We start from the raw sequence: 12,369 nt of genomic DNA, 5'->3' as shown, positions 1-12,369 counted from the left end.
GATGCAGACCCATGTAGTATCGGGTCGCGACTGCATCTCTCGCGAAACCCTCGATTTGCACTTCAAGTCTCGGCTCCTCCGCGGATGCCCGAAACGCCAGATACATTTCAGATCAGCAAAAAGGGACTATAACCATGTCAGAATTCGACGCAGCCAAGTCCGGTCAGTTCAAGATCGGTGGTGATCTCCCCGTTCATCGCCTCGGTTTCGGTGCCATGCGCATCACCGGCGCCGGTATATGGGGTGAGCCGGAGGACCATGACGAAGCCGTGCGTACGCTGAGGCGGCTGCCGGAACTCGGCATCAATTTCATCGATACCGCCGATTCCTATGGCCCGGACGTTTCCGAACGTCTGATCAAGGAGGCTCTTCATCCCTACGGTCACGGTCTCGTGGTTGCTACCAAAGGCGGTCTTACCCGAACCGGCCCGAATGTCTGGGTGCCCGTGGGGCGTCCCGAATACCTGATCCAGCAGGCGCACAAGAGCCTGCGCAACCTCGGCGTTGATCGCATCGATCTCTGGCAGTTGCATCGGATCGATTCCAAGGTGCCGGCGGCCGAGCAGTTCGATGCCGTGAAGTCGTTGCAGAGCGACGGCATCATCCGTCATGCGGGCTTGAGCGAGGTCTCCATTGCCGACATCGAGGCGGCGTCGAAGCATTTCAAGGTGGTGACGGTGCAGAACCGCTACAATCTGGTCGATCGCACCAGCGAGGACGTGCTCGACTATTGCGAAAAGCACGGCATCGGTTTCATCCCCTGGTTCCCGCTGGCCGCCGGCGATCTCGCCAAGGAGGGCTCGCTGCTCGATACCATCGCGAAGAAGCACAATGCCGCTCCGAGCCAGATCGCGCTTGCATGGGTGCTGAAGCGCAGCCCCGTGATGCTGCCGATCCCCGGAACGGGCAAGGTTAAGCACCTCGAGGAAAACACCGCCGCGGTCGATATCGTTCTGTCCGACGAGGAGTTTGCTGCGCTCGATGCTGAAGGCAAGAAAGCCTTCAAGGCCGCCTAAACCGAAATTCGCTTGTTCGATCGGCGGTTGCTGATCGGACAAGCGGCCGAGGGTGCTTCCCATGCAGAAACGCCGATCACAATCATGTGAATCTTAGGATTAGGATCGATAACGACTGCAAAATAGGCGGTAAAACGTTCAGAACGCCGGCGGTATGCGATATTTTCGGCTTCTGAGGAGAAAGCCATGCGCTCAGCGCATTGCTGCATTGCGAAAGCCGGTCTGTTCATCCCCATCCGCTCGTTATATCTAATCCCTCGAAGGCAGCGCACTCCTCCTCCCAGCGCTCCTTCAATGATTGGCAACACTCCTCCTCCTCCCAGTTGCCAATCCGGATCAAGAGCCCGATGCATCCTCCTCCCGCGTCGGGCTCTTTTTTTATCTTCCCATCGTGAGTGACTTGTCAGAATGCGTTGCGCCTTTGCAATGCCGCCGCGAATTAGCGTCGCGTCATGTGGCCATAAGCCGCGGGAGCGGCTTGCACCGCAGGTATCCATGCGTAGAGTGGCGCGACGTTATGGCGGTATGGAAGGGTTGCATGATGCAGCGCATGGCGGGTTCGGACCGGCGGGGAAAGCTGTTTCTCCGGACTATGACCGTCGTTGCGACATTGTCGCTCGCCGCATGCGGTCGCCCTATCGGGGTAATGCAGCCCATCAGTGAAAACGTGCCTGGCACATCCAAGGTCGATCTGCTCGTCGCCACAACGCGCCTGCCGGACAAGGATCCGGCCATCCTGTTTTCGGGTGAGCGCGGGCCGGGGCTCAAGGTGGATGCCGTCAGCGTCTCCATTCCGCCAGAGGCCAATCGCAAGGTCGGCCAGGTGCAGTGGCCGAGCCGCTTGCCAGGCGATCCGCTGAAAAATTTCGTCACCACCGCCGTCAAGCCTTTGGCGACGGAGGCGGATGGGCGGGCCTGGGTGCATGCGGAATTGCCGAAGAACAGGCGGGTGCTGATCTTCGTGCACGGTTTCAACAACCGCTATGAGGATGCCGTCTACCGCTTTGCGCAGATCGTTCACGATTCGCATGCCGACGTCGTACCGATCGTGTTTACCTGGCCGTCGCGCGCTAGCATTTTCGACTATGCCTATGACAAGGAGAGCACAAACTATTCCCGTGACTCGCTCGAGGAATTGCTGCGCCGCGTCGCCGCTGATCCGGCCGTCGGCGATATCACCGTCATGGCGCATTCGATGGGCAGCTGGCTCGCAGTCGAATCGCTGCGACAGATGGCGATCCGCAACGGTCGTGTCGCGCCGAAGATCAACAATGTCATCCTCGCTTCGCCCGATCTAGACGTCGATGTCTTCGGAAGACAGTTCGCAGCACTCGGCAAGGACAAGCCGCATTTCACGCTGTTCGTCTCGCGGGACGATCGCGCGCTTTCACTCTCACGTCGCATTTCCGGCAATATCGACCGGCTCGGACAGATCGACCCGACAGCTGAGCCCTATCGCAGTGAGCTGGAAAAGCACGGGATCACCGTACTCGATCTCACGAAGCTCAAGACCGGCGATGGTCTTAATCACGGCAAGTTCGCCGAAAGCCCGGAAGTGGTGAAGCTGATTGGTGCGCGGTTGATTGCCGGCCAGACGATCACGGACTCCGATGTCGGTATCGGCGATGCCGTCGGAGCAGTTGCTATGGGTGCTGCCCAGACGGTCGGGAGCGTGGCGGGTGCTGCCGTCAGCGCTCCGATTGCCATTTTCGATCCTCGCACCCGCGCGAATTACGGCGAGCAATGGCGTCGCGTTAGCGCATCGGCCGGCAATACGGTGGGATCTCTGGGCGATAGCGTCGAGGCGACCGGCAGCAATGTCGGCGAAGCATTGCGTCAATAATGCTATCATGATGCGATCCGGAGCGGCCGCATTCATCGTTGCTGCGAAACGCGATAGTCATGTTTCGCCATCTGATATATCAGAGATGCAAGCAGTCAGATGGCTGCACCATCTGGCATGTGTGATTGGAGTGGATGAGATGAGATGGAAGCGCACGATCCAGTTGCTGGATGTTCACTGCGAGGGTGAGATCGGCAAGGTTGCCATCGGCGGCGTGCCGAAGATCCCCGGCAACAGCATTGCCGAGCAGCTCCATTGGCTGAACACGGATCCAAAGGGCCAGGAGCTGCGCCGTTTCCTCGTGCTGGAGCCGCGCGGCGCGCCGATCGGATCGGTGAACCTGCTGCTGCCGGCCAAGCATCCTGAGGCCGATGCCGGTTTCATCATTCTGCAACCCGATCAGGCGCATGCAAGCTCCGGCTCGAACTCCATCTGCGTGACCACGGCGCTGCTGGAATCCGGCATCGTCGAGATGAAGGAGCCGGAAACGGTCGTGACGCTCGACACGGCCGCCGGTCTCGTCCGCGCCACCGCGACCTGCCGTGACGGCCGCTGTGAAAAGGTGCGCCTGACCATGGTGCCGTCCTTCGTGCATGAACTGGATGTCGGGCTCGACACACCGCAATGGGGCAGGATCAAGCTCGATCTCTGCTATGGCGGCATCTTCTACGCGCTCGTCGATGTCGGCCAGATCGGCTTGAAGATCGAAAAGGCCAATGCGGCCGCCCTTGTCCAGGCCGGCATGATCCTCAAGGATGCGATCAACCGCACCATGTCCGTGGTTCATCCGGAAATCCCGGCGATCTCAGGCGTTGCCTATGTCATGTTCCGCGATATCGATGCCGATGGCGCCATCCGCACCTGCACGACCATGTGGCCCGGCCGCGCCGACCGCTCGCCCTGCGGCACCGGCAATTCCGCCAATCTGGCGACGCTGCACGCCCGTGGCAAGGCCAAGGTCGGCGATATCTTCAAGTCCCGCTCGATCATCGGTTCGGAGTTCGAGGTAGGGCTGCAGGCGGAGACGGAGGTTGCCGGCAGGCCGGCGATTATCCCGACCATCACCGGCCGCGGCTTCACATTCGGTCTTAGCCAAGTGGCGCTCGATCCGTTCGACCCGATGGCGGAAGGTTTTGCCATGACGGATGTCTGGGGACCTTCGGCGGGCGATATTTGAGGGGTAGGCGGATGACTGGCTTCTGCCATCTTGAGAGTTTGCCCCTCACCCTAACCCTCTCCCCGCAGGCGGGGAGAGGGGACTAGCTCTGCATTCTCGTCTGGGCAACTTGCCGGAGGGAAGGCTGCAGGTGCGCCCATCCCCTTCGCCCCGCAAGCGGGGAGAAGGTGGCCGAAGGCCGGATGAGGGGCCGGCATGCTATTTTGCTGGATAAATCACACCCTTGCGCAAAATGATGTTCCCATAGAGCCGCGGCTCGCTCGTCTGTATCAGTGCATGCGCACGCTGCACCCGCTCGTAGAATTCCGACGGCAGTAACGGCACGACCTTGATTTCGGGCACATGCCGGGCGCAGCATTCGATCATCTCCGCATGAACGGGGTCGATGGCATCGCGGTCCTGCTTGACGGTCGCCCGGAATATCGCCTGCGGCACGAAATCGTCGATCGGTAGCACGCTCAGCACCGCATCGAGCACGGGAATGACGCCATGACCGTCGAGGCGGATGAGGCGGCGCCCATGTTCGAGGCCGGGATAATTGCCGTCTACGAGGGCGATTTCGTCGCCGTGGCCCATGGCTCGTAGCGTCGCCAGAAGCTCCGGGCTCAACAGTGGGTCAATGCCCTTCAGCATGCTCTATCTCCTTGAAAAGAACGTTCTGGTCGATGAGGTAGCGCGCGAAGATCGGCAGGCTGGCGCCGCCGATGGCGCGAGCCTGGGGCCCCACGGCGCCCTCGATGATCTCGGGCATGACGACGCCCTGAAGATCCAGTTCCGCCGCTGCCTTGATGGTTGCGCGCACCACGCGTTCCCGCACCCAGCCGGGAAAGCCGCCATCGATGACGGCGGCGCTGAAATCAAGAACGGAGGCGGAGGCGACGATCGCCTGTGCCAGTGCCTTGGCCGTATCCTGGATCCAAATCTCCAGCGGTTCGCCGAAATCGATCCAATTATCCGCCGAATACCAAAGAGGGCGTGGATCGAAACCGTGATCCCGCAATAGATTTTCCAACACGAAGATCGAAGCGATCTCGAGAAGCTGGCGGTTCTCGCCGTTGCGGCCGCGCACGGGCAGGGGGCCGAGTGCGCCGGCGGTACCCGTTCGGCCAACGAAGACGGACGAATTCAGGACGATGCCGCCGCCGAGGAACGAGCCTATGAAGAAATAGACGAAATCCGGATAATGCGGGCCGATCCCGAAGACCAGTTCGGCACCGCAGGCGCTGGTAGCGTCGTTTTGCAGAAAGACCGGGTAAGACACACGCGAGGCGATTTCGGCTCGTAGATCGAAGCCTCGCCAGGCATCCATCGCTCCTGGCGGAGCGCCCACCTGCTCGGCCCAATTCCAGAGCTCGAACGGTGCGGCCACGCCCATTCCCGCGATCTTGCGGCGCTGCTCTTCGCTGAGGCGCCCTTCCAGTTCCTTGATGCCGGCCGCGACGAAGGTGATGATGTCCTGCGGCAGTGGGTAGGGGTAGATCTGATGGAGCTGCATCCGGATGCTGCCGACGAAATCCATCAGCACGAGGTCGGCGCTGCGCCGGCCGATCTTGACGCCAAAGGAGAGTACCGCGTCCGGATTGAGCCGCATCGGAGTGGATGGTTGGCCGACGCGCCCGCGAACCGGCGCATCGCGGGATAGCAGCCCGTCCTTTTCCAGTTCCCGCATGATGACCGACACAGTCTGTGCCGAAAGTCCGCTTCGCCGCGCGATATCGGCCTTGGAGAGGGCACCGTGGCGGCGAACGAGCGAAAGCACGAGCCGCTCATTGTGAGCACGCACGCCAAGCTGGTTCGCACCCCCGGAGGGGTCGAGAATCGCTAGCGTTGTGGGTGTGTCCTCCGGGTCATGCACGAGAGACATTGGCCTGCTCCTTCCATCATGGCCATGCCCTATTTTTCCGCAGAATGCCACATCGAATTAATAATTCAATCGGATTTATTTATTGACAGGCGGATTTCTTTACGCTCTGATACGGACTGTCGAGGATGCGCGCATAGCCTTGGAGGAGGTCCACCGAAAACAATCCGACAGGCTTGACGCATCTTTAACCGGGTTCGAAGTGAGCCCGCGACGGCCGGAGGGTCCGGCTTTTAAACATCGGGAGGATTGAATGAAGAAATCCGTTATTTCCGCAGCCGTTGCCGCCTTGGCGCTCGGCGTTGCATTTGCCGCTCCGGCCAAGGCCGCCGGCGTATCCGCCTGCCTCATCACCAAGACCGATACCAATCCCTTCTTCGTCAAGATGAAGGAAGGCGCCACCGCCAAGGCCAAGGAACTCGGCGTCACGCTGAAGTCTTATGCCGGCAAGATCGATGGCGACAGCGAAAGCCAGGTTGCCGCGATCGAAAGCTGCATCGCTAGCGGCGCCAAGGGTATTCTGATCACCGCTTCCGACACGAAGGGCATCGTTTCCTCCGTCAAGAAGGCACGCGATGCCGGCCTGCTGGTCATTGCCCTCGATACGCCTCTGGAACCGGCTGACGCCGCCGACGCGACCTTCGCCACCGACAACCTTCTTGCCGGCAAGCTGATCGGCGAATGGGCCAACAAGACGCTGGGCGACAAGGCCAAGGATGCCAAGATCGGCTTCCTCGACCTGACGCCGTCGCAGCCTTCCGTCGACGTCCTGCGCGACCAGGGCTTCATGATCGGCTTCGGCATCGACCCGAAGGATCCGAACAAGATCGGCGACGAAACCGATCCGCGCATCGTCGGCCATGATGTCACCAACGGCAACGAGGAAGGTGGCCGCAAGGCCATGGAAAACCTCCTGCAGAAGGACTCCAGCATCAACGTCATCCACACGATCAACGAACCGGCCGCTGTCGGCGCCTATCAGGCCCTGAAGGCCGTCGGCTTGGAAAAGCAGGTTCTGATCGTGTCTGTTGACGGCGGTTGCCCGGGCGTCAAATCCGTCAAGGAAGGCGTGATCGGCGCTACGTCGCAGCAGTATCCGCTGATGATGGCCGCCCTCGGCGTCGAGGCGATCAAGAAGTTCGCCGATAGCGGCGAGAAGCCGAAGCCGACCGAAGGCAAGTCCTTCTTCGACACCGGCGTCTCCCTGGTCACCGACAAGCCGGTTTCCGGCCTGAAGTCGATCGACACCAAGGAAGGCACGGCAAAGTGCTGGGGCTAAGCCCCTCGCGAAATGTGATATAATCCCTTCGGGAGCCGCGTCATGCGCCTGCTGGCGCGGCTCTCCTTATAAGGGAGCAGACCATCGCAACAGTCACGTCGGCCGGGGTTCATCCCCTCGGCGGGCCCTTTAACAGCCGGCGGTTTCCGCGCATGTGCGCGGTGGCGGAGGAATAATTATGTCCGGAGCACAGGAATTCGAACGTGTTCTCGACGGCAGCGACAAGAACGTCGCGTCGTTCGAGCAGCACGATGTCTCTTTTCTCAAGCGCGTGCAGCACTTTCTGCATTCGACGCCGGCCGCCGTGCCGTTGATCGTATTGGTAATGGCGATCGTGATCTTCGGCATCGCGATCGGTGGGCGGTTCTTTTCCGCCTATACGCTGACACTGATCCTGCAGCAGATCGCGATCGTCGGCATTCTCGGTGCTGCCCAGACGCTGGTCATCCTGACCGCCGGCATCGATCTTTCGATCGGTGTGATCATGGTCATTTCCTCCGTCGTCATGGGCAACGTCGCCGTCACTTACGGCCTGCCGGCGCCGGTCGCCATCATCGCCGGCATGGCCGCTGGCGGCATCTGCGGGTTGCTCAACGGTTTCCTCGTCGCCAACATGAAGCTGCCGCCGTTCATCGTGACGCTCGGCACCTGGAACATCGTCATGGCGACGAACTTCATCTATTCCGCCAATGAAACCATCCGCGACACCGATGTCGATGAAAAGGCGCCGCTCCTGCATCTCTTCGCGATCAGCTTCCGGCTTGGCGGCGCGGTGCTGACCCTCGGCGTCATCGCCATGGTGCTGCTGGTGCTGGGCCTATGGTATATTCTCAATCACACTGCCTGGGGCCGGCATGTCTATGCTGTCGGCGATGATCCGGAAGCGGCGAAATTGTCGGGCATCCAGACCAAGAAGGTACTGCTTGCCGTCTATGGCGTTTCGGGACTGATCGCGGCCTTTGCCGCCTGGGTTTCGATCGGCCGCAACGGCTCTGTCTCACCGTCTTCGGCCGTGACGGACTTCAATCTTCAGGCGATTACCGCAACCGTGATCGGCGGCATCTCGCTCTTCGGCGGTCGCGGCTCGATCCTCGGCACGCTCTTTGGCGCCATGATCGTCGGCGTCGTCTCCATGGGCCTCAACATGCTCGGCGCCGATCCGCAGTGGAAGGTGCTTCTGACCGGCGTGCTCATCATCGGCGCCGTCGCGATCGATCAATGGATCAGAAAGGTATCGGCATGACCACGACCGTCGAACCCATCCTCACTGCCCGCGGTCTCGTCAAGCGCTATGGACGCGTCACCGCGCTCGACAACGCTGATTTCGATCTCTATCCCGGCGAAATCCTTGCGGTCATCGGTGACAACGGCGCCGGAAAATCCTCGCTGATCAAGGCGATTTCCGGCGCGGTGACACCCGATGAAGGCGAGATCAAGCTGGAAGGCAAACCTGTTCATTTCAGGTCGCCGATGGAAGCGCGCGATGCCGGCATCGAAACGGTCTACCAGAACCTGGCGCTGTCGCCGGCGCTCTCGATCGCCGACAACATGTTCCTCGGTCGCGAGATCCGCAAGCCCGGTTTCCTCGGTTCCGTCTTCCGCATGCTCGACCGGCCGGCCATGGAAAAGCGCGCCCGCGACAAGCTCAGCGAGCTCGGCCTGATGACGATCCAGAACATCAACCAGGCGGTGGAAACGCTCTCCGGCGGTCAGCGCCAGGGCGTTGCCGTGGCACGCGCCGCCGCCTTCGGTTCCAAGGTCGTCATCATGGACGAGCCGACGGCAGCCCTAGGCGTCAAGGAAAGCCGCAAGGTCCTTGAACTCATCCTCGATGTCCGTGCGCGCGGCTTGCCGATCGTTCTGATCTCGCACAATATGCCGCACGTCTTCGAGGTTGCGGACCGTATCCATATCCATCGCCTTGGACGACGCCTGACCGTCATCAATCCGAAGGAATACACCATGTCCGACGCGGTTGCCTTCATGACCGGCGCCAAGGCTCCGCCGGTCGAGAACGTCGCTGCATGAGTGCTTCTCTTGACGATGTTGCCGGCGAGATTATCGCACGCGCCGGCAACGCGAAACGCTTTCTGGTCGCGATTGCCGGCCCGCCTGGTGCCGGCAAATCCACCCTGGCCGATAATGTCGCTAAGGCGTTGAAGGCGAGGGGCGAAAGCGCCGAAGTCCTGCCCATGGACGGCTTCCACATGGATAACGCCGTCCTCATCGAGAAGGGACTCTTAAAGCGGAAGGGCGTGCCTGATAGTTTCGACGTGCGCGCCTTTCTCGATATCGTCAAGGCCGTGCGCGCCGCCGATCAGGAGGTCCTCGTGCCGGTCTTCGACCGCTCGCGAGAGATTGCAATCGCCTCGGCCCGCATCGTCTCGGCAGATCATCGCTTCATCGTCATCGAGGGCAATTATCTGCTGTTCAACCAGGGCAAATGGGCGGAGCTGGAAGGCATGTTCGACTATTCGATCATGCTCGCGCCGCCGATGGAAGTGCTGGAAGAGCGGCTTTGGGCGCGCTGGAGGGGCTACGATCTCGATGAAGAAGCCGCCCGGGCCAAGGTTTATGGCAACGATCTGCCGAATGGCCGGCTCATCCTCGAGAACCGGCGCCGCGCGGACGTCACCATAGATATCGTTCAGGATTGACTTCGCCCATCATTTAACCGCCGTCGCGGATTGTTTTGCGAGGGCGGATGATGCTATCGAAGCGCGATAGCAGAAAGTGCGATCCCGAAAAGGCTGAAGCAGCTTTCGGGTAGGATCGCGCTCACATTTCCAGAGGTCGCGCCCATGCAAAAGCTCACCATCCGCCGTCCTGACGACTGGCATCTGCATTTGCGGGACGGAGCCATGCTGGAAGGCGTAATAGCCGATACCTCCAGGCATTTCGCCCGCGCCATCATCATGCCCAATCTCGTGCCGCCGGTCGTGACCACGGCGGATGCGACCGCCTATCGCGAGCGCATCCTGAAAGCGCTGCCGGCGGGCGATCGGTTCGAACCGCTGATGACGCTTTATCTCACCGAACACACCAATCCCGACGACGTCGAAGAAGGCAAGAAGAGCGGCCTTATATCAGCCGTCAAACTCTATCCGGCGGGTGCGACGACCAACTCGCATGGCGGCGTGCGCGATCTGAACAAGGCAATGCCGGTGCTGGAGCGCATGGCGAAGATAGGCCTGCCGCTCTGTGTTCATGGCGAGGTCACGACGCCCGAGGTGGATATTTTCGATCGCGAGGCCGTGTTCATCGAGACCGTGCTTGATCCGTTGCGCCAACGCCTGCCTGAACTGAAGGTCACGATGGAGCATGTGACCACCGCGGACGGGGTCGACTACATCAAATCGGCAAAGGCAAACCTCGCCGGTTCGATCACGACGCATCACCTGATCATCAACCGCAATGCCATTCTGGTCGGCGGTATTCGCCCGCATTATTACTGCCTGCCGGTCGCCAAGCGCGAAAACCATCGTCTTGCCTTGCGTGCGGCCGCAACCAGCGGCGATGCCCGGTTCTTCCTCGGCACGGATTCGGCTCCGCATGTCGATCCGCTGAAGGAATGCGCCTGCGGCTGCGCCGGCATCTATACGTCGATCAACACCATGAGCTGCCTTGCCCATGTCTTCGAGCAGGAAGGTGCATTGGACAGGCTTGAGGCTTTTGCGTCGCTGAACGGCCCGGCCTGGTATGGCCTGCCCGTCAACGAGGATAGCATCACCCTGGTACGCCGGGCTGAGGCCGTGACTTTCCCTGCCAAGATCGAGACCGGAGCCGGCCCGGTCACCGTTTTCGACCCGATGTTCCCATTGCATTGGGATGTCGAGATTTAGACGGGTCGTACATAAGTAAATTAAAATATAGAAGTGATATTGCGGCAACCAGTTGGTGTTTGCCGCAATATGAAACGTATATTTTGTTGAAATATATTTTCTTTATTATTTGCCGTAACTAATTGGATACGCCTGAAGGCCTAGTGTGCCGACGACACACCCTGCGGTAGAAGTCCAACCGTCGAAAGAGCATGATGCTGGTCGATTACAATTCCCTGCTTCTCGCCCTCGGTGTTTCCGCATCATGCCTTGCGGTCACGTTGGTCGGAAGCTGGTTTTCGCGCCGGCCCGACACCTTCCTGCTGACGTGTTCTGCCGGCCTTGTGCCTATCGTCGGTGGCATCTTCGTCTACGGCGCCTATGTTGACCATCCCAAGCCGATTTTTGCCATTTTGACGTTCGTCTTGTTCTTCCTTGGCTTCACGACGATCTGGGTGGCCGGTTATCAGTTTCGCACGGGTCGCCTTTCCAGGATCCGCTTTGCCCTCGGTTGCTTGCCGGGCATGTCAGCATCGATCGGACCGATGCTTGCCGGCTACGACGGGCTGGCGTTCATCGCCGATAACCTTGTCATCTGCGTGCTTCTGCTTCTGACGGCGCGCGAATATTGGCTCAGCCGGCGCGAGGCACCGACGCCGCTCTATGGCATTACGGCGCTTTACACGCTGACGGCCATTTCCTTTGCCTTATGCGCGGCCGTGCTGATCGCCGATGGCAAGCTCGTACTCGGTCATGCGCCGGACAACTGGGCGGAGGATGTCAGCCTCGCCGTCTGCATCGCCGGAATGACCGGGATCGGGGCACTGTCCCTTGCTTTGCACCAGTGGCGCCAAGCCGCATTTCATCGTCAGGAGGCGATCACCGACGCCCTGACCGGACTGCTTAATCGCCGCGCGCTGTTCGATCTTTATGGCCGCCGGTCCTTCGGCCCTTCGATGGCCGTCATCATCTTTGACATCGACCGTTTCAAGGCGATCAACGATCAGCACGGCCATGCCGCCGGCGATCTCGTGCTCAAGCTTTTCGGCCAGGAACTCGCCTTCGGTTTGCGGCCTTCCGACACGGTGGCGCGTCTGGGAGGCGAGGAATTTGCGCTTGTTCTCGACAACGCGCTGCCGGGTCGCGCGGAGCAGGTCGCAGAGCGGGTGCGTGATGCCTTTGCAGCACACGCGATTAGCATCGAAGGCAAATCTTTCGCCTGCACCGTCAGTGCCGGTATCGCGACCGGTACCGCCAAAGGGCTCGGTTTCGATGATGTGCTTCGCGCCGCCGACAAGGCGCTTTATGAGGCAAAACGAAACGGCCGCAACCGTGTGGAGGTCGCGGCCTATCTGCGGGCTGTCTAGCCGGT

12 protein-coding genes are annotated in these 12,369 nt (G+C 60.6%); 9 read left to right on the top strand and 3 right to left on the bottom strand.

Annotation, left to right across the window (positions count from 1 at the left end):
* Window positions 1-134 precede the first annotated feature (134 nt).
* Window positions 135-1,016: an aldo/keto reductase gene (locus tag AC13QE_RS14545; protein WP_488484194.1), complete on the top strand. Its 882-nt coding sequence runs from the start codon at window positions 135-137 to the stop codon at window positions 1,014-1,016.
* Here the strand turns inward: AC13QE_RS14545 and AC13QE_RS14540 are convergent.
* Window positions 1,013-1,246, bottom strand: a complete 234-nt coding sequence (locus tag AC13QE_RS14540; RefSeq protein ID WP_488484193.1) for a hypothetical protein — start codon at window positions 1,244-1,246, stop codon at window positions 1,013-1,015. The genes AC13QE_RS14545 and AC13QE_RS14540 overlap by 4 nt on opposite strands.
* A gap of 320 nt (window positions 1,247-1,566) precedes the next feature.
* Between AC13QE_RS14540 and AC13QE_RS14535 the strand changes: the two genes are divergently transcribed.
* Window positions 1,567-2,859 carry an alpha/beta hydrolase gene (locus AC13QE_RS14535; protein ID WP_488484356.1) on the top strand — a complete coding sequence of 431 codons (1,293 nt, stop codon included), beginning with the start codon at window positions 1,567-1,569 and terminating at the stop codon, window positions 2,857-2,859.
* A gap of 139 nt (window positions 2,860-2,998) precedes the next feature.
* A complete protein-coding gene (locus AC13QE_RS14530; RefSeq protein ID WP_132715723.1) occupies window positions 2,999-4,036 on the top strand; it encodes a 4-hydroxyproline epimerase in 1,038 nt (345 codons plus the stop codon).
* A 198-nt stretch (window positions 4,037-4,234) separates the two neighbouring features.
* Here the strand turns inward: AC13QE_RS14530 and AC13QE_RS14525 are convergent, their stop codons facing one another.
* Together AC13QE_RS14525 and AC13QE_RS14520 are read right to left on the bottom strand one after the other, a co-directional pair.
* Complete coding sequence (locus tag AC13QE_RS14525) at window positions 4,235-4,669, bottom strand: RbsD/FucU family protein (protein ID WP_488484192.1); 435 nt, start codon at window positions 4,667-4,669, stop codon at window positions 4,235-4,237.
* On the bottom strand, window positions 4,653-5,900 hold the full coding sequence (locus AC13QE_RS14520; RefSeq protein WP_488484191.1) for an ROK family transcriptional regulator: 1,248 nt from the start codon (window positions 5,898-5,900) through the stop codon (window positions 4,653-4,655). Before AC13QE_RS14520 ends, AC13QE_RS14525 begins: the two co-directional genes overlap by 17 nt.
* A 250-nt stretch (window positions 5,901-6,150) precedes the next feature.
* Here AC13QE_RS14520 and AC13QE_RS14515 point away from each other — a divergent pair, with 250 nt between their 5' ends.
* From AC13QE_RS14515 to AC13QE_RS14490, 6 genes are all read left to right on the top strand, one after another.
* Entirely contained in the window at window positions 6,151-7,176 is a 1,026-nt protein-coding gene (locus AC13QE_RS14515; RefSeq protein WP_112336625.1) for a sugar ABC transporter substrate-binding protein, read from the top strand.
* A gap of 178 nt (window positions 7,177-7,354) precedes the next feature.
* Window positions 7,355-8,419, top strand: coding sequence for an ABC transporter permease (locus AC13QE_RS14510; protein ID WP_132715727.1), 1,065 nt, complete (start codon window positions 7,355-7,357; stop codon window positions 8,417-8,419).
* Window positions 8,395-9,204 carry an ATP-binding cassette domain-containing protein gene (locus AC13QE_RS14505; protein ID WP_181476231.1) on the top strand — a complete coding sequence of 270 codons (810 nt, stop codon included), beginning with the start codon at window positions 8,395-8,397 and terminating at the stop codon, window positions 9,202-9,204. The genes AC13QE_RS14510 and AC13QE_RS14505 overlap by 25 nt, the downstream gene beginning before the upstream one ends.
* Window positions 9,201-9,833: a nucleoside triphosphate hydrolase gene (locus tag AC13QE_RS14500; RefSeq protein ID WP_488484190.1), complete on the top strand. Its 633-nt coding sequence runs from the start codon at window positions 9,201-9,203 to the stop codon at window positions 9,831-9,833. The genes AC13QE_RS14505 and AC13QE_RS14500 overlap by 4 nt, the downstream gene beginning before the upstream one ends.
* Before the next feature lie 144 nt (window positions 9,834-9,977).
* Entirely contained in the window at window positions 9,978-11,018 is a 1,041-nt protein-coding gene (pyrC, locus tag AC13QE_RS14495; protein WP_488484189.1) for a dihydroorotase, read from the top strand.
* 194 nt (window positions 11,019-11,212) lie between these two features.
* Window positions 11,213-12,364: a GGDEF domain-containing protein gene (locus tag AC13QE_RS14490; RefSeq protein ID WP_488484355.1), complete on the top strand. Its 1,152-nt coding sequence runs from the start codon at window positions 11,213-11,215 to the stop codon at window positions 12,362-12,364.
* Window positions 12,365-12,369: the final 5 nt, after the last annotated feature.

This window comes from Martinezella sp. CNPSo 3957, from assembly GCF_057784395.1.
Note: the sequence above shows the minus strand (reverse complement) of the source record. Positions and strands in the feature narration are given on the sequence as shown.